At 70.8% G+C, this 16,890-nt stretch carries 20 protein-coding genes and 1 pseudogene; 14 read left to right on the top strand and 7 right to left on the bottom strand.

Going from position 1 to position 16,890, the window contains the following annotated elements; translation table 11 throughout:
* Positions 1 to 360: 360 nt before the first annotated feature.
* Positions 361 to 1,056 (bottom strand): copper homeostasis protein CutC, encoded by a 696-nt coding sequence (locus tag ACP4J3_RS41790; RefSeq protein ID WP_426541932.1) that lies wholly within the window; start codon positions 1,054 to 1,056, stop codon positions 361 to 363.
* A gap of 122 nt (positions 1,057 to 1,178) precedes the next feature.
* The gene (locus ACP4J3_RS41785) at positions 1,179 to 1,853 is read right to left on the bottom strand and encodes a maleylpyruvate isomerase family mycothiol-dependent enzyme (protein WP_426541930.1); all 675 of its coding nucleotides are present in this window, start codon (positions 1,851 to 1,853) and stop codon (positions 1,179 to 1,181) included.
* A 118-nt stretch (positions 1,854 to 1,971) separates the two neighbouring features.
* On the opposite strand from ACP4J3_RS41785, the gene ACP4J3_RS41780 reads away from it, so the two are divergent.
* From ACP4J3_RS41780 to ACP4J3_RS41770, 3 genes are all read left to right on the top strand, one after another.
* On the top strand, positions 1,972 to 2,658 hold the full coding sequence (locus tag ACP4J3_RS41780) for an HD domain-containing protein (RefSeq protein WP_426541928.1): 687 nt from the start codon (positions 1,972 to 1,974) through the stop codon (positions 2,656 to 2,658).
* Positions 2,659 to 2,685: 27 nt separating this feature from the next.
* Entirely contained in the window at positions 2,686 to 3,840 is a 1,155-nt protein-coding gene (locus ACP4J3_RS41775) for a GNAT family N-acetyltransferase (protein WP_426541926.1), read from the top strand.
* 92 nt (positions 3,841 to 3,932) lie between these two features.
* Entirely contained in the window at positions 3,933 to 4,409 is a 477-nt protein-coding gene (locus ACP4J3_RS41770; RefSeq protein WP_426541924.1) for a carboxymuconolactone decarboxylase family protein, read from the top strand.
* Positions 4,410 to 4,446: 37 nt separating this feature from the next.
* On the opposite strand, the gene ACP4J3_RS41765 is transcribed toward ACP4J3_RS41770, so the two are convergent.
* Together ACP4J3_RS41765 and ACP4J3_RS41760 are read right to left on the bottom strand one after the other, a co-directional pair.
* On the bottom strand, positions 4,447 to 4,716 hold the full coding sequence (locus ACP4J3_RS41765) for a DUF4031 domain-containing protein (protein ID WP_426541922.1): 270 nt from the start codon (positions 4,714 to 4,716) through the stop codon (positions 4,447 to 4,449).
* Entirely contained in the window at positions 4,713 to 5,090 is a 378-nt protein-coding gene (locus tag ACP4J3_RS41760) for a hypothetical protein (protein ID WP_426541920.1), read from the bottom strand. The genes ACP4J3_RS41765 and ACP4J3_RS41760 overlap by 4 nt, the downstream gene beginning before the upstream one ends.
* Before the next feature lie 54 nt (positions 5,091 to 5,144).
* Here ACP4J3_RS41760 and ACP4J3_RS41755 point away from each other — a divergent pair, with 54 nt between their 5' ends.
* The 3 genes from ACP4J3_RS41755 to ACP4J3_RS41745 are packed head-to-tail and all read left to right on the top strand — an operon-like array spanning position 5,145 to position 7,877.
* On the top strand, positions 5,145 to 6,041 hold the full coding sequence (locus tag ACP4J3_RS41755; RefSeq protein ID WP_426541918.1) for a MurR/RpiR family transcriptional regulator: 897 nt from the start codon (positions 5,145 to 5,147) through the stop codon (positions 6,039 to 6,041).
* A gap of 42 nt (positions 6,042 to 6,083) precedes the next feature.
* Complete coding sequence (gene murQ, locus ACP4J3_RS41750) at positions 6,084 to 7,019, top strand: N-acetylmuramic acid 6-phosphate etherase (RefSeq protein WP_426541916.1); 936 nt, start codon at positions 6,084 to 6,086, stop codon at positions 7,017 to 7,019.
* A gap of 27 nt (positions 7,020 to 7,046) precedes the next feature.
* Entirely contained in the window at positions 7,047 to 7,877 is an 831-nt protein-coding gene (locus tag ACP4J3_RS41745) for an aldo/keto reductase (RefSeq protein ID WP_426541914.1), read from the top strand.
* A 59-nt stretch (positions 7,878 to 7,936) separates the two neighbouring features.
* On the opposite strand, the pseudogene ACP4J3_RS41740 reads toward ACP4J3_RS41745, so the two are convergent.
* Positions 7,937 to 8,128, bottom strand: a pseudogene (locus ACP4J3_RS41740) (hypothetical protein); the annotation flags it as partial.
* 116 nt (positions 8,129 to 8,244) lie between these two features.
* Here ACP4J3_RS41740 and ACP4J3_RS41735 point away from each other — a divergent pair.
* From ACP4J3_RS41735 to ACP4J3_RS41700, 8 genes are all read left to right on the top strand, one after another.
* Positions 8,245 to 9,084 carry a helix-turn-helix domain-containing protein gene (locus ACP4J3_RS41735; RefSeq protein ID WP_426541912.1) on the top strand — a complete coding sequence of 280 codons (840 nt, stop codon included), beginning with the start codon at positions 8,245 to 8,247 and terminating at the stop codon, positions 9,082 to 9,084.
* Positions 9,068 to 9,271, top strand: a complete 204-nt coding sequence (locus ACP4J3_RS41730; RefSeq protein WP_426541910.1) for a DUF397 domain-containing protein — start codon at positions 9,068 to 9,070, stop codon at positions 9,269 to 9,271. Before ACP4J3_RS41735 ends, ACP4J3_RS41730 begins: the two co-directional genes overlap by 17 nt.
* Positions 9,272 to 9,297: 26 nt before the next feature.
* Complete coding sequence (locus ACP4J3_RS41725; protein ID WP_426541908.1) at positions 9,298 to 9,837, top strand: DinB family protein; 540 nt, start codon at positions 9,298 to 9,300, stop codon at positions 9,835 to 9,837.
* Between the two features lie 80 nt (positions 9,838 to 9,917).
* On the top strand, positions 9,918 to 10,889 hold the full coding sequence (locus ACP4J3_RS41720) for an ankyrin repeat domain-containing protein (protein ID WP_426541906.1): 972 nt from the start codon (positions 9,918 to 9,920) through the stop codon (positions 10,887 to 10,889).
* A 217-nt stretch (positions 10,890 to 11,106) separates the two neighbouring features.
* Positions 11,107 to 11,991, top strand: coding sequence for a hypothetical protein (locus tag ACP4J3_RS41715; RefSeq protein WP_426541904.1), 885 nt, complete (start codon positions 11,107 to 11,109; stop codon positions 11,989 to 11,991).
* 59 nt (positions 11,992 to 12,050) lie between these two features.
* Positions 12,051 to 12,731: a Uma2 family endonuclease gene (locus ACP4J3_RS41710; protein WP_426541902.1), complete on the top strand. Its 681-nt coding sequence runs from the start codon at positions 12,051 to 12,053 to the stop codon at positions 12,729 to 12,731.
* 25 nt (positions 12,732 to 12,756) lie between these two features.
* Complete coding sequence (locus ACP4J3_RS41705) at positions 12,757 to 12,918, top strand: hypothetical protein (protein ID WP_426541900.1); 162 nt, start codon at positions 12,757 to 12,759, stop codon at positions 12,916 to 12,918.
* A 39-nt stretch (positions 12,919 to 12,957) separates the two neighbouring features.
* A complete protein-coding gene (locus ACP4J3_RS41700; RefSeq protein WP_426541898.1) occupies positions 12,958 to 13,527 on the top strand; it encodes a hypothetical protein in 570 nt (189 codons plus the stop codon).
* A 125-nt stretch (positions 13,528 to 13,652) separates the two neighbouring features.
* Here the strand turns inward: ACP4J3_RS41700 and ACP4J3_RS41695 are convergent, their stop codons facing one another.
* Both ACP4J3_RS41695 and groL read right to left on the bottom strand, forming a co-directional pair.
* Positions 13,653 to 14,780 (bottom strand): NADH:flavin oxidoreductase, encoded by a 1,128-nt coding sequence (locus ACP4J3_RS41695; RefSeq protein ID WP_426541896.1) that lies wholly within the window; start codon positions 14,778 to 14,780, stop codon positions 13,653 to 13,655.
* Between the two features lie 235 nt (positions 14,781 to 15,015).
* A complete protein-coding gene (gene groL, locus ACP4J3_RS41690) occupies positions 15,016 to 16,638 on the bottom strand; it encodes a chaperonin GroEL (RefSeq protein WP_426541894.1) in 1,623 nt (540 codons plus the stop codon).
* Positions 16,639 to 16,890 lie beyond the last annotated feature (252 nt).

Raw genomic sequence — 16,890 nt, 5'->3', positions numbered from 1 at the left:
AACCTAGCCGCGGGCATCCGGCTCCCTCAGCCAAGCCGCGGGCACCCGGCCCACCCAGCCAAGCCCCAGACACCCGGCCCACTCAGCCAAGCCCCAGACACCCGGCCCACTCAGCCAAGCCCCAGACACCCGGCCCACCCAGCCAAGCCCCAAGCACCCGGCCCACCCAGCCAAGCCGCGGGCATGCGTGCCGCCTAGGGCGGCACGGGTGGGCGCGGGCGGCACCCCGTCAGCGCCGGGCTGCGCGACCCACCCCCGGCCAGCCCCCACGCCGGGCCACGCGGCCATCCCCGGCCAGCCCTCACGCCGGGCCACGCGACCACCCCCGGTCACCAACCGCCGGCCGCCCACCCCGCGCGCCTACGAAACCCCGTCCAGCACAGCCCGCCACTCCGCCACGGCCTCCACAGCCACCGGCCCGCCCCACCCCCACGGCCGCGCCGCCCCGCCGATATGGAACGCGTCGATCCCGGCCGCCACCAACCCCGGCACATGATCGAGCCGCAACCCACCCCCCACCAGAATCCGCTGCTCATACCCAGGCTCCCCACTCCGCGCCGCCTCGGCGAGCAACACCGGCAGCCCCTCATCCACCCCCACCGCCGACCCGGCCGTCAGATACGTGTCCAGCCCCGGCACCCCGTCCAACTGCTTCCGCAGCGCATCCCGGTCAGCAGCCCGGTCGATCGCCCGATGGAACGTCCACCGGCACCCGTCCAGCTCCCCCACCACCCGCTCGACGACCCCGAGATCCACCCCACCCTCACCGTCCAGGAACCCGAGCACGAACTCCTCGGCCCCGGCCCCCCGCATCTCACGCACCGTCCGCACCAACTCCCCCACGTCCCCCGCCGCGAACCCGTCCGCCAGCCGCACCATCACGCGCAGGTCGATGTCCACGGCGGCCCGGATCCCGGCGAAGGTCTCGACCGGCGGGGTGAGCCCGTCGGCCGCCATGTCGGTGACCAGTTCGAGCCGATCCGCACCTCCGGCCTGGGCGGCGACCGCGTCCTCGACCCCGAGGGCGATCACCTCCAGGACTGCACGCTTGCTCATGGGACCCCATTCCTCGGCACTCGACGGCGGCTACAGACCTACAGACCCGACCCGCACAGGTCTAGTCCAATTCCGGTCCAGCCTACGCCCACCCACCGAAGACCAGCTCACCCACGTCACCGTCACCCGAAGATGTTCAGCTCCCCCACCTCCGCCCCCACCAGCTCATAGTCCGCCCCGTCCAACGGCCGCCCGGCGTAGATCCGCACCAGCGTCGCCCCGTCCCCGATATACCGCGCCGGAGGCCTCGGCGCCGCCGCCTCCCCCAGCCGCAGCGGCTCGTCCACGTCGTCCAGGTCGGCATGCAGCGGGACGTGCCGCCGCTCACGCGTCAGCCATGCGAGCAGCCGGAGCGCGTCCGGCAGCCCGGCCCCGGCATACGCACCCGGCTCCCCGAGCACGTCCCGTACGTCACCGGCGTGCACCCACTCCCCGAGCGCGACGCCGTCCAGCGCCCCGCCCGCCTTGGCGATCACCGGCCCCGCCTCGGTCATCCCGCGCTCCAGCTCGTCGACGACCTGCGCGTTGGTCCAGTCGGCGCGCTCGGCGATGTCCCGGTCGTTGGACTCGGGCGAGAACACGCCCTCCTCGAACCGGCTCTCCACCACCCGCATCAGGGCGGACGAACAGTGCGCCAGCACATCCCGCACCGACCACCCCGGACACGCGGCGGTCGGCAGCGCGAAGTCCGCGTCCGACCGCGCCCGCAGCAGCGGAACCAGCGCGTCCCGCTCGCCGACCAGCAGCCGCCCCGGCAGTTCGGGATCCCGTACATCGTGCACGTCAGCAGAAGTCATGGCCCCACGCTAGGGCGCCGGACCCACACCCGGGGAGAACACCCACGCACCCGGCCCTCACCCCGACCACCCATCCACCCATCCACCCATCCACCCATCCACCCACCAGAATGACGCCATGACCGATCCCCACACCCCGAGCACCCCCAACACTCCCGACTCCGCCGCCCTCGAAGCCCTACGCACCCGCTTCGCCCAAGCCCTCAACGCCACCCGCTCCCCGGTCACCACCCCCGACCCGACCCCCTACGCCGACAACCTCCTCACCCGCTGGCAGGAACCCCAGCGCCGCTACCACACCCTCACCCACCTCACCGCCGTCCTGGACCGCATCGACGAGCTGGCCGGCCACGCCGACGACCCGGACGTCGTACGCCTCGCCGCCTGGTTCCACGACGCCGTCTACCTCCCGGACCGCTCGGAGAACGAGGAGCGATCCGCCCGTCTCGCCGAACGCGCCCTCCCCGAGGCCGGTGTCCCCGCGGAGCGCACCGCCGAGGTCGCCCGTCTCGTGCGTCTCACCGTCAGCCACGACCCGGCGCCGGACGACCGCGACGGCCAGGTCCTGTGCGACGCCGACCTCGCCGTTCTCGCCGCCCCGCCCTCCGCGTACGCCGCCTACACGGCCGCCGTCCGCGAGGAGTACCACTTCGTGCCGAACGACGCCTTCCGCGAGGGCCGTGCCGCGATCCTGCGCCAGCTCCTGGACCTGCCCAGCCTGTTCCGGACCCCGCACGGCCGGAAGGAGTGGGAGGCGACGGCCCGCTACAACCTCGCCGGCGAGCTGGAAATGCTGTCGCCGTGAGCGCCCGGCACCCGTAGCCTGCCCGGCATGCGACACATGGGCGGGGAACGCGTGACCGAGGCCGTGGCGAGCTGCGTGGCACTGCTGCGCACCGCGGTGGACCAGGACTGGGAAGGTGTGAAGGCCGGTCGGCTGGAGTGGAGTTGCCGCAGGACGGCGTTCCACATCGCCGAGGACCTGATCGCCTACGGCGGCCAGTTGGCGGGCCGTGCACAGGACGCTTACGTCCCCTTCGAGATCACCCTGGACGAGGGCACCGACAACGAAGGGCTGCTCCAGGTCATCGAGACGACCGGCGCCCTGTTCACCGCCACCCTCCGCACCACACCCCTCGACGTGCGCGCCTTCCACCCGTACCCGTTCCGCAGCGCCAACCGCGAGGGCTTCGCGGCGATGGGGGTCGCCGAGGTGCTGCTGCACACGCACGACATCGCCGAGGGCCTTGGCCTGACGTACCAACCCCCCGCCGAACTACCCGAGTTCGTCCTCACGACGATCTTCCCGCACGTCCGCCCCGAAACCGGATCCGAAACCGGATCCGCCGTCGGCAGCGCCCACTGGCGCACCCTGCTGTGGGCCACCGGCCGCGCCGATCTCCCCGCCCGCCCGCCCGTCACCGAGTGGCGCTGGAACAACAACCTCGTCCTCCCCACCGACCGCCTCACCCTCCAGGGCGTCACCCCCGCGGCCGCCGCCGATCTGTGCGACGGCGGTGACGGCGGATTCCGGTGGGTCGAGGACGGGCCGTTCGACGGCACGCGGGAGGCCGCCAAGTGGCTGATGAAGGGGTACGACGAGGGCGTACACCGGCCCGAATGGGGACTGTTCGTCCTCGTACGGCGGGAGGACGGCCGCGCGGTCGGCGGCATGGGCTTCCACGGCGTACCGGACGACGAGCGCCGAGCCGAGGTCGGCTACGACCTCGCTCCCTCCGCTCGCGGCCACGGCTACGCGACCGAGGCCCTGAACGCCCTGTCCGAGTGGGCACTGTCCAGGGACGACGTGGATCTGCTCTACGCGACGATCGAAGGCGACAACTCCCCCTCCCAGGGCGTCGCCCAGCGCACCGGATACCTCCGGGCGACCGTCGAGGAGGAGCGGACGGCCCGCGAGGAGCACGACATGGACCCCGCGCTCCAGCTGTACGTACGCAGGCAGCGAACCCTGCCGGATAACAGGTGACCCACGTCACATCTCCCCTCGTCACATCCCGCCGCGCCGCTCCGTCATAGCTGTGTACCCACCGACCACGGCCAATGACTGAGGAGTTCGCCATGAGCGCCGCCCGTTTGAACGCCCTTGAGATCCCGACCGTCGGCGAGTTCGTGAAGCACATCGTCTCGGCGGGCAAGGTCATCCACGACTCGCCGCTGCCCGTCTCGACGCAGAACCTGGTGACGCTGCGCGCCAGCCAGATCAACGGCTGCGGCTTCTGCACCGACATGCACTTCAAGGACGCCGTAGCCGCGGGCGAGGACACCGTCCGCCTCAATCTCGTCGCGGCCTGGCGCGAGGCCACCCTCTTCACCGAGGCCGAGCGCGCCGCGCTGGAGCTGACGGAGGCGGGCACCCGCATCGCCGACGCGGCCGGCGGCGTACCGGACGAGGTCTGGGAGAACGCCGCCAAGCACTACGACGAGGAGCAGCTCGGCGCGCTGGTGTCCCTGATCGCGCTGATCAACACCTTCAACCGGCTGAACGTCCTGGTCCAGAACCCGGCCGGCTCCTACCAGCCCGGCCAGTTCGCGTAACCGACAGCCGACTCGCGCGGGGGCGGACGCCTCGGCGTCAGCCCCATCCCCGCCCCTTCGCCCTGCGCAGCCCCGCCCCCTGCAGCAACCGCACCACCTCACGGCTGCTCACCTCCACCGCGCCGGCGCGCACCGCGTCGGCGTAGTGGTGCGCGGGGATGTCGTAGTGATCCCGCTCGAAGGCCCGCCGCGGCACGCCCAACGCCTCGGCGAACGCGTGCAGTTCGTCGTACGACACATCGCTCACCAGGTGGGACCACATCCGGCCGTGACCCGGCCAGGTGGGCGGGTCTATGTAGATCGTCACGAGGTCACGGGCCCCAGCGAGCCCACCGCGGCGACCTTCACGCCCGCCTTGTGGCACACCCAGTGCGGATCGGGCCCGAGCTCCGGCTCGACCTCCAGCGCGTGCGGGTCGCCGGCTCCGCACACCGGGCACAGCGGCCAGCGGCCGTACTTGTCCAGCAGCGCGTCCTGAACGTCCTGGGCGACCAGCCCGGCCACGTACTCGACGCCGTCCGGCCACTGCTCCACCCACCAGCGTCGCTGTACGACCGACTCCTCGACCAACGACACCACGTCCGCCTCGGCGACCTCGCCCGCGACCAGGTCGGCGAGCACGAGGGCGCGGGCGGTGTGCAGCGCCTGCTCCAGCGGACTGAGCGGACTGACAGGTTCCATGGTCCTATTGTGCGCGCTCTTGACCACGACCCGGGTTGAAAATACCTTTCAAGAGTGACCCAAGAGGTGAAGGAAACTTTCGCCCCCGCACCCGCCGCCCTCGCGGCCAAGGTGCGCACGCTCGCGCCGTCGATGACCCGCTCCATGCAGCGCGTCGCCGAAGCGGTCGCGAACGACCCGGCGGGCTGCGCGGCCCTCACGGTCACCGGCCTCGCCGAACTCACCGGCACCAGCGAGGCCACGGTCGTGCGCACCGCCCGCATCCTGGGCTACCCCGGCTACCGCGACCTGCGCCTCGCCCTCGCCGGCCTCGCCGCCCAGCAGCAGTCGGGCCGCGCCCCGGCCATCACGACCGACATCGCGGTGGACGACCCGATCGCGGACGTCGTGGCGAAACTCGCGTACGACGAGCAGCAGACCCTCGCGGACACGGCGGCGGGACTGGACACGGCGCAGCTCGGCGCCGCGGTGTCGGCCGCCGCCGGGGCCCGCCGTATCGATGTGTACGGCGTGGGGGCGAGCGGGCTGGTCGCCCAGGACCTGACCCAGAAGCTGCTGCGCATAGGGCTGATAGCCCACGCCCACAGCGATCCGCATCTCGCGGTGACGAACGCGGTGCAGTTGCGGGCCGGTGACGTGGCCATCGCGATCACGCACTCCGGGACGACCGGGGACGTCATCGAGCCGCTGCGGGTCGCGTTCGAGCACGGCGCCACGACGGTCGCCATCACCGGACGGCCGGACGGGGCGGTCACCCAGTACGCCGACCACATCCTGACGACGTCCACCGCGCGGGAGAGCGAGTTGCGGCCGGCGGCGATGTCGTCGCGGACCAGTCAGTTGCTGGTGGTGGACTGCCTGTTCGTCGGGGTCGCCCAGCGGACCTACGAGACGGCGGCGCCGGCGCTGGCCGCGTCATATGAGGCACTGGCCCATAGGCATCGCCGATAGAAGGTCGGACCGGACACAGCACATCGGAAAGAGCCGTCTCTCATGACCTCGACATCCAACCCCCGTGAACTGCGCGCCGAGTTGGAGACCCTGACCACCGAGGCGTTCCGTCCCGAACTCGCCGAGATCGATCGGCTCCCCACCCTCGACATCGCCCGCCTCATGAACGGCGAGGACGCCTCCGTACCCGCCGCCGTCGCCTCCCGCCTCCCCGAGATCGCCGCCGCGATCGACGCCATCGCGGAACGGATGGCACGTGGCGGCCGACTCCTCTACGCGGGCGCCGGCACCGCCGGCCGCCTCGGCATCCTCGACGCCTCCGAGTGCCCGCCCACCTTCAACACCGACCCCACCCAGGTCGTCGGCCTCATCGCGGGCGGCCCGGAGGCGATGGTCACCTCGGTCGAGGGCGCCGAGGACTCCGTGGAGCTGGCCCGCGCCGACCTCGACGCCCTCGCGCTCACCCCGGCCGACACGGTCGTGGGCATCTCGGCCTCCGGACGCACCCCGTACGCCATCGCCGCGGTCGAACACGCCCGTCAGCAGGGCGCGCTGACGATCGGCCTGTCCTGCAACCCGGGCAGCACCCTCGCCTCCGCCGCCGAGCACGGCATCGAGATCGTCGTCGGCCCCGAACTCCTCACCGGCTCCACCCGCCTCAAGGCCGGCACCGCCCAGAAGCTGGTCCTCAACATGCTGTCGACGATCACGATGATCCGGCTCGGCAAGACCTACGGAAACCTCATGGTCGACGTCCGCGCCTCCAACGACAAGCTCCGGGCCCGCTCCCACCGCATCGTCGCCCTCGCCACCGGCGCGACCGACACCGACATCGAACGCGCCCTGACCGAGGCGGACGGCGAGGTGAAGACGGCGATCCTGATCCTGCTTGCGGACGTGGACGCGGCCACGGCGAACGGACTCCTGACCGCGGCCGACGGCCACCTCCGGGCCGCGCTGAAATCGGCGGAGAGCTGACGTCAACTCCCCTGTTAGCGTGGCCGCATGACGGCACCGACGACGTTCCGCATCGGCGGCGAACTGGAAGTACGGCGGCTCGGCTTCGGGGCGATGCATCTACGACCGGAGACCGCCCAGGACCGAACCAGGTGCCTCGCGGTCGCCCGCCGGGCTGTCGAACTCGGCGTCACACTCATCGACACCGCGCACATGTACGGCTGGGGCGCCAACGAGGACCTCCTCGCCGAAGCACTCCACCCCTACCCCGAAGACCTCGTGATCGCCACCAAGGTCGGCATCCGCCACACCACCTCCGGCGAGGGCTGGCGGCACGCGGGCGAACCGGCCGACCTGCGCGACCAGGTCGACGAGGCCATGCTCCGCCTCCGCCTCGACCGCATCGACCTCCTCCAGCTCCACCGCCTCGACCCGGATGTCCCCCTCCCCGACCAGCTCGGCGCCCTGCGCGACCTGCGCGACGAGGGCAAGATCGGCCACATCGGCCTCTCCGAGGTGACCGCCGCCGAACTCGCCGACGCCCGCGCCGTCGTGGACATCGCGAGCGTCCAGAACCGCTACAACCTCCTCGACCGCGAGCACGAGCCCGTCCTCGCCGCGTGCGAGGAGGCGGGCATCGCGTTCCTGCCGTGGCGGCCGGTGGCGGCGGGGCAGTCGGGCGGGCGCTCCTCGGAGGTCGCCGAGATCGCCAAGGAACTCGACGCCACACCGACCCAGGTCGCCCTCGCCTGGCTCCTCGCCCACTCCCCGGTGATCCTCCCGATCCCGGGGACGGGGAGCGTCGCGCACCTGGAGGAGAACCTGGGCGCGGACGCCGTACGTCTCACGCAGGCGCAGTACGACCGCCTGACCGGCTAACGCGGCAGTCTGCTCTCCCTGTTGACCTTGCGGACCCGTTCCAGCAGCTCCGTCTGCGCCGGGTCCTCCTCCCCGCGCAACACCGCCACCAGCCGCTCGGCCGTCCGCACATTGCAGCGCCCGAGCTGGACGAGCGCGAACGGTTCCTTACTGGCACCGGTCACCGGATCCACACCCAGCGACGGCAGCACGACGCCCACGGCCCCCAGAGCCTCTCGCAGGGACGCCACGACTTCTTGGGTCGACCGCACGCTTGCCCCATCTCTCTACACCGAGTTTGCGATTCACAACACAGCGTGTCGATCGCCCCTCTAACCTGGCAATACGAGGCGCCCCAACAACCTCTGCTGTCCGACCGGGAGTTGCCATGCCGGGACCGAAGGACCTTGACCCGTCGACATCACCGCGCGCACTGTTGGGCGCGGAGCTGCGTCACGCCCGCGAAAAGGCCGGGCTGAGCCAGGAGAAGCTGGGCCAACTGCTGTTCGCGAGCGGTTCGTTCGTGGGGCAGTTGGAGGCGGGCACGCGGCGGATACAGCCTGAACACGCCCGGGTGTTGGATGAGGCGCTGGGGACAGGCGACTTCTTCCAGCGGAACTGCAAGGCATCGGCCAGGTCCCGTTATCCGGAGCACTTCGCGGAGGCGGCGGAGGCCGAGGCGGAGGCTATGGCGATCCGCCAGTACGCGCCGATGCTGATCCCGGGACTGCTACAGACGCCCGCGTACGCACGGGCCGTGATCCGCGCGTACGAGCCAACGGCACCGGAGGAGACCATTGATGAGCGGGTGGAAGGCCGGATGGCACGGACCCGTCTACTCGACGACCCAACAAAGCCGTTGTTGTGGGCAGTGCTTGACGAGGCGGCGCTGCGCCGCGTGACGGGTAGCCGAGCGGTGATGGCGGAGGCCCTGCGCCACGTCGCGGGTCTGGCCCACCGAGGCCGGGTCATCGTGCAGGTGCTGCCCTTCAACGCAGGGGCACACAAGGCGATGGAGGGCTCACTGAAGCTGATGGACTTCGAGGACGCCCCTCCGCTGGTTTACTTCGAGGGGGTCGGAACCGGACGCCTGGAGGACGACCCGGCCACCGTCGCCCGGTTGAGATTCACCTTCGAGCTCCTCGCAGCCTCCGCACTCTCGCCGAAGAAGTCCCTAGCCCTGGTCGAGTCGTTGGCGCAGGATTACGCCCATGAGGAACATCCCTGACTACGACCTGAGCGCGACCACCTGGCACAAATCCAGCTACAGCGGCGGCAGCGGCGGCGACTGCCTCGAAGTAGCCGTAGGCCACCCCACCCTCGTCCCCGTCCGCGACTCCAAGCACCCCGATGGCCCGAAGCTCATCTTCCGAGCATCGGCTTGGTCGGCCTTCGTCGAAGCGGTCAGGATCTGACCTACTCGGCTCCTAGCGTGGCCGTCATGACTGAGACCACGCACAACACCGTCACCGTCACCGACGAGCGCGCCGACCTGCTGGAAGCACTGGCCCAGCACCGCCACTTCCTGCGCTTCACGACCCGGGACCTCACCGACGAGCAGGCCGGTCAGCGCACCACCGCCAGCGAACTGTGCCTGGGCGGCCTGATCAAACACGTGACGTCGGTGGAGAAGCACTGGGCGGACTTCATCCTGGACGGCCCGTCGGCGATGCCCGACTTCACCTCCATGACCGAGGCCGACTTCGCCAAGCGGGCCGACGAGTTCCGAATGCTGCCCGGCGAGACCCTGGCCGGTGTGCTGGCGGAGTTCGAGGAAGTGGCCCGCCGAACCGACGAGCTGGTCACCGCCCTGTCCGACCTCAACGCGTCCCATCCGCTGCCCAAGGCTCCGTGGAACGAGCCCGGAGCTCGATGGTCGGCCCGCAGGACGCTGCTGCACATCATCGCCGAGACGGCCCAGCACGCCGGCCACGCTGACATCATCCGCGAGTCCTTGGACGGCGCGAAGAGCATGGGCTGAGCAGAGGCGTGCACCGCCCGTTGTCAGTGCCGTCTGCGATGGTGTGAGCACGGAGATCGGCGGGCTGGAGGGGGCGCGGGATGACGGGCAGGGACGCCGGCGGCTGGGCGGGCATGGACTATCGGGGCTGGCAGGACCACGAGGACGTGGCACGGCGCCTCGACGCGGGCGCCGATCCGGAGAGATGGGGCGTCGGAGGCTCGCGGCCCCTGCACCGGGCCGCGGTGTTCGGCTCGCCCGAGGTCGTCGCGGAACTGGCCCGACGTGTGGCGGACGTGGACGCGCTGGAGGACGGGACCACGGCACTGTGGGACGCGGTGGTGGCGGGCCGTTCCGGGAACGCGCGGGCGCTGGCCGCCACCGGGGCCGACCCGGCGTGGATCGGTCCCGGCGGCTGGACGCCGGGCCGGCTGAGCCTCGCCGGGCCGGAGCCCGGCCTGTTCGCGCCGGCCGAGGGTCTGCCGGGTCTGACGGAGGCGGAGCGCGCGGTTGCGGAGGAGGGCCGCCGGCTCATCGCAGCTCTCGGCGACCTCTACTACGACGGCACAGGACTGGCGTGCGTGGCCGGGATCGACGCCGAGGAGGCGATACGCCGCCTGGAGGCGACACCGGCCGACGACGAGTTGATGGCCGGGGTGCTGGCGGACCCGTACGACTACGACTCGGACGAGACCCTGCGGCTCGTCGGCGTGACGACGGTGCCGGGCGGCTGCGTGGTCACCCAGCCGTGGGGATACGGCCCTTCGATGCCCGGCATACACACCCGTCTGTCCGCAGGGACCGTCTCCTACGGCCTGTACGCCAACCCCAAGAGCGGCAACCAGGGCAGCATCCACCGCGACGGCGTCTGCGAGGGCTGGGACCTGCACCCGGGCGGCGGCCCGGACCTGGAGGACAGTCCGGAGGAGGTCCTGTTCTCGTACGTCTACTGCCACCAGGCGGTGGCCTATTCGCTCGCGTACGCCGGTCTGCGCCCGACCGACGCCCGCGCGGTGGTCGGCCCGCCGGACCACTGGATCGAACTGCCGGACCGCGACTACTGGGCGATCTGACGCCCCGAAGCTCAAGCGGCCAGCCCCGAGCCCTCTTTTCAAGGAACGGGTGGAGGGTCCCAACCCACCCTCCCACCCGGCGAGTTGACTTGACGCGTTCGGCTTGCCACGCACAGTGATGGTCGTCTAGCGTGCCCGCATAACGAACAGCCCCCGCCAGGTGCTAGCAACACCTGCGGGGGCTTAACCGACGAGATCGAAGAGGAAGTTCGATCCCATGGCTGACGCCAATCTTAGTGCTGCCTCCCTGCCCGCGCACGCCTCCCCGCACCCCATGGCCAATCCGGGTTACGGGAAACGGTCCGCGCCCGACCAACTCCCCCGCACGAACCACGACTTCGCCCACCTCCCACCCCGCGAAGCCGCCATCGCCGCGTACATCGACCGCCTCCCCGACGGCGCCGACATCTCCGTAAAGACGCTGGCCAAGCACCTCCCGTACGGACAGTGCGCCCTGCGCACGGCCCTCAACAACCTCCAGCGGGCAGGCCACTTGCGACGAGGACGCGAGCACCTGACCTCCGACTCGGGCGGCGCTCGCTGGATCACCCGATCGTGGTTCTCCCGTACCGCACGTGACGACGCCTGGTGGGCGGCGTTCACGAGGGGCGACGCACCGCAGGAGCCGACGGAACCACCGGACCGCCCGCGCCCGACCCGCTCGAGGGCCTACGTACTCCTGGCCGCCCTCGGCCGCGAGACCCCCGCGCTGTCGCTGTCGGCCGCCGACTGTGCGGCCCTCGCGCCCCTGGTCGTCGCCTGGTACGACCGGGGCGCCACCGACACTGACGTACTCCGCGCCCTGACCACCGGCCTGCCCACCCCGGTCCACCACCCGGCGGCCCTGATCCACCGCCGCCTCACCACCAAGCTCCCCCCGGAACCCGCCCCGGCCCGTCCACCACTCCGCATCCTGGAGTGCGCGAAGTGCCGAGTACCCGGCCGCCCGGAGGCCCTACCAGGAGGCCTCTGCGGCGCGTGCCGTGGCGAACGCGCTCCCGACCGCTACCCCGCGCCCCTCCAAGCCTCCGCAATCCATACACATGCGGCACAGATCCGTGCCGCAATGTCCCAACGACGACAAGAAAGGACACCCGCATGACTGCTCCTACGGTCCGCCGACACCACTCCGGTGCACGATGGGAGGAAGGAGGCGACGCCATGACCCCTGACACCGCTGAACGCCCGCAGATGTCCGTCGAAGACTTCGAGGAACTCGTCCGCAGGGCTCCGCGGGAGCTGCGCAACAGGTTGGAGTTCCTCGGCGGGAGGCTTTGCATCCGGCACGGCCCACTTGACGTCGACGAATTCGAGGAGCTGGCCGCCGCCGCTCCGGAAACCGTGCGGCTTGAGTTCATCAACGGAAAGGTAGTAGTCAAGGCCATGCCGGACGGCAACCACCGCTCGATCTTCATGTGGCTGTTGCGTCAGTGCATGCAGCATCGCCCTGACCTGGATCTTGTGCCCGAGTCCGGAGTCAAGGCCGAGGCCTACCGCAAGGGCCGCGCTCGCACGGACGGGACTCTCGTACCGGTTGACCACTTCAGGGGAGACGGCGAGTGGTCCAAGACGGACGGAGTCCTCATGGCCGTAGAGATCACTTCTCACGACCGCGACACCGACCAACGCGACCGCGTCGACAAGCCCATCGGTTACGCGGGCGCCGACATCCCCGTCTACCTCCTCATCGACCGCGACAGCAACACGATCACGGTCTACAGCGAGCCCAAGGAAGGCCGCTACCAGCAGTCCCCCTCCTACCCCTGGGGCGCGCCCGTCGAGCTCCCCTCCCCCGTGAACATCACCCTCGACACCGAGAAGCTCAAGGACTACGCGCAATGACCCACCGACCTGACGGAGTAGCCAGATGAACCCACTGGAAAAGCCGCAGCACCTGCTCGACGAAGCCGACATCGCCGAAGCGCGCACTCGTCAAGCTGCTCCTTCAGGTCCGGCGCTGTCCCACGACGAGTTCATGGCGCGATGGGAGGCAGAGGATCTCCATGTGCATGCTGAAGGTCGGCCGTAACACCTGACCAGGCCCTCACAAAGCCCCGGAGCCACCCCCATGAACCACGCCCACCTAACCGCCCTCGGCCGAGCCCTCCGCCTCCTCGGCGAGCACGGCGAGTCCCTCACCGCCGACACCCCCGACGCCAAACTCCACGAGGTCAAGGCCGACCTCCGGCGCGCCCTCGACCTCCTCGACGAGAGCGTCACCACCGCCGCCCCCACCACCCGCTGCCCGGAGCACCCGAACGGCCCGGTCGACGAGAACGCCCACGACCTCTGCCTGCTCTGCGAAACCCGTCGCCGGGCAGCCCGTCGCGCCGAGTACAACGGCGGTCCCGTACCCCCGCGCACCACCGAGACCACCCCCTCCCGCTACGGCGTCCGGGGCGACCGCCCCCAGCCCCAGCAGCGCTGGCTGCCCGAGCTGTGGAACGGGCAGGAGTGGCAGCTCTGCGGCACACCGCGCCGCGACCGCCGGGAGGCCGAGCTGTATCTCGCCGCCCAGCGTCGCGGTCCGCGTCCCGCCATGGCCTACCGGCTCGTGCACGAGTTCACCGACTACGAGGTGCTGCGAGTGTGGGGAACGCCGGTGAAGGTCGACATCGAGCCAATGGGCAACCTGTAGCCGACCTTTACTTGGCCGTGGCCCCCGCCGGTTCCGCCGCCTCCTCCGTCACCGGCTCCCCGGCCGCGGTCGCCCGCCGTCCCGGAATGAAAGACGCCCCCGCAACGGGGGCGACCAAGCAGACGTCAGCTCAGGGTCTTCAGCGAGCCCGCGTCATACGCCGCCAGCTCGCCGAAGCGGCCCTGCAGCACCTTCGCCGCCCACTCGGGGTCCTGGAGCAGCGCCCGGCCGACGGCGACGAAGTCGAACTCCTCGGCCTCCAGGCGGTCCAGCAGGTCGTCGATGCCCTTGACCTCGGAGCCCTGGCCGGCGAACGCGCCCAGGAACTCGCCGTCCAGGCCGACCGAGCCGACGGTGATGGTGGGCCTGCCGGTCAGCTTCTTCGTCCAGCCGGCGAGGTTGAGGTCGGAGCCGTCGAACTCCGGGACCCAGTAGCGGCGGGTGGAGGCGTGGAAGGCGTCGACGCCGGCCGCGGCGAGCGGGGCGAGGACGGCCTCCAGCTCCTCGGGGGTCTCGGCGAGGCGGGCGTCGTAAGCCTCCTGCTTCCACTGCGAGTAGCGGAAGATGACCGGGAAGGACGGCGAGACCTTCTCGCGTACGGCAGCCACGATCTCCGCCGCGAACTTCGTACGGGCGACCGGGTCACCGCCGTAGGCGTCCGTGCGGCGGTTCGTGCCCGCCCACAGGAACTGGTCGACGAGGTAGCCGTGGGCGCCGTGGATCTCCACGCCGTCGAACCCGATCCGCTCGGCGTCCGCAGCGGCCTCGGCGAAGGCGCCGATGACGTCGTCCAGGTCGCGCTGGGTCATGGCCCTGCCGGTGGGCTCGTTCTCGCCGATGCGCAGGCCGGAGGGGCCGACGGCCGGGGCCTCGGCGAACGGCGGCTGACCCTGCTTGCGCACCATGCCGATGTGCCAGAGCTGCGGCACGATGGTCCCGCCCGCCGCATGCACGCTCTCGGCGACCTTCGCCCACCCGGCGAGCTGCTCCTCGCCGTGGAACCGGGGCACCCGGTCACTCTGCCCGGCCGACTCGTGCCCGACGTACGTCCCCTCGGTCACGATCAGCCCCACGCCGGCGGCGGCCCGGCGCGCGTAGTACGACACCACGTCCGCACCGGGGACGCCGCCCGGCGAGAACATGCGCGTCATCGGCGCCATCACGATGCGGTTGGGCACGGTGAGGCCGTTGATCGGGGTCGGCCGGGACAGGACGTGGGCCGCGCGGGAGGCGGCGGGCTCGGTGACGGTCACGTGGAGGGCTCCTTGGGAACGGGGTCGACTGACCGGGTGGTATGTGCGTGCGCATTGTTGCAACTTCTTAAGCAACTGTGCGGGTGGTGTCACGCATTCCACATCCGAGCGGGCACCCGCCTGTGACCCCGGACACGCCCGAGGGCGGCACCCCTGTCTCCAGGGAGTGCCGCCCTCGGCACTGGACGGACCGCGTCCGAGCCTCCTGTATCTCTGCGTATCTCTACGAGGAGGCTCAGAAGTCCATGTCACCGCCCGGCATGCCGCCCGGAGCGGCCGCGGCGGCCTTCTCCGGCTTGTCGGCGATGACGGCCTCGGTGGTGAGGAACAGCGCGGCGATGGAGGCGGCGTTCTGCAGCGCGGAACGGGTCACCTTCGCCGGGTCGATGATGCCCTCGGCGACCAGGTCGACGTACTCGCCGGACGCGGCGTTCAGGCCGTGACCCGGGGTGAGGTTGCGGACCTTCTCCACCACGACGCCGCCCTCGAGGCCGGCGTTGACGGCGATCTGCTTCAGCGGGGCCTCGAGGGCGAGCTTGACGGCCGCGGCGCCGGTCGCCTCGTCACCCTCCAGCTCCAGCTTCTCGAAGACGCCGGAGGCCTGCAGCAGGGCCACGCCACCACCGGCGACGATGCCCTCCTCGACGGCCGCCTTGGCGTTGCGCACGGCGTCCTCGATGCGGTGCTTGCGCTCCTTGAGCTCCACCTCGGTGGCGGCACCGGCCTTGATGACCGCGACGCCGCCCGCGAGCTTGGCCAGGCGCTCCTGGAGCTTCTCGCGGTCGTAGTCCGAGTCGCTGTTCTCGATCTCGGCGCGGATCTGGTTCACGCGGCCCTGCACCTGGTCGGTGGAGCCGGCGCCGTCGACGATGGTGGTCTCGTCCTTGGTGATGACGACCTTGCGGGCGCGGCCCAGGAGGTCCAGGGTCGCGTTCTCCAGCTTGAGGCCGACCTCCTCGGAGATGACCTCGCCGCCCGTGAGGATGGCGATGTCGCCGAGCATGGCCTTGCGGCGGTCACCGAAGCCCGGGGCCTTGACGGCGACGGACTTGAAGGTGCCGCGGATCTTGTTGACGACCAGGGTCGACAGGGCCTCGCCCTCGACGTCCTCGGCGATGATCAGCAGCGGCTTGCCCGACTGCATGACCTTCTCCAGGAGCGGGAGCAGGTCCTTGACCGCGGAGATCTTGGAGTTGGCGATCAGGATGTACGGGTCGTCGAGGGACGCCTCCATACGCTCCATGTCGGTGGCGAAGTACGCCGAGATGTAGCCCTTGTCGAAGCGCATACCCTCGGTGAGCTCCAGCTCCAGACCGAAGGTCTGGGACTCCTCGACGGTGATGACGCCTTCCTTGCCGACCTTGTCCATCGCCTCGGCGATCAGCTCGCCGATCTGGGTGTCGGCGGCGGAGATGGAGGCCGTGGAGGCGATCTGCTCCTTGGTCTCGACGTCCTTCGCCTGCTCGAGCAGGGCGGCGGAGACGGCCTCGACGGCCTTCTCGATACCGCGCTTGAGGGCCATCGGGTTGGCGCCGGCGGCTACGTTGCGCAGGCCTTCCTTGACCAGGGCCTGGGCGAGGACGGTCGCGGTGGTCGTACCGTCACCGGCGACGTCGTCCGTCTTCTTGGCGACTTCCTTGACCAGCTCGGCGCCGATCTTCTCGTACGGGTCCTCGAGCTCGATCTCCTTGGCGATGGAGACACCATCGTTGGTGATCGTGGGGGCGCCCCACTTCTTCTCGAGGACGACGTTGCGACCCTTGGGGCCGAGCGTCACCTTCACGGCGTCCGCGAGCTGGTTCATGCCGCGCTCGAGGCCGCGCCGCGCCTCCTCGTCGAACGCGATGATCTTGGCCATGTGAAGTGGTCCCTCCAGGACTGGGGGTGATTCCTTCGGACCGCGCCCGCGCCCGCGACGGACGGCTCGCACGCCTTGTGGTTCCTTGCCCCACCCGGCCTGCGGGCCTCACCGACCCGGTCCTTCATTGTCACTCTCACCTTCAGAGTGCTAACGCAATGATTAGCACTCGCCCCCTGCGAGTGCAAGCGGCTCTCGGGGATCGGGCGGGCGCCGGGCGGGCGCCGGGCATGGCGAAGGGCTCGCACCCCG

Origin of the sequence: Streptomyces sp. UG1 (genome assembly GCF_049974585.1) — a bacterium.
Classification (GTDB): domain Bacteria; phylum Actinomycetota; class Actinomycetes; order Streptomycetales; family Streptomycetaceae; genus Streptomyces.
This window is presented reverse-complemented; position numbering and strand designations above follow the sequence as displayed.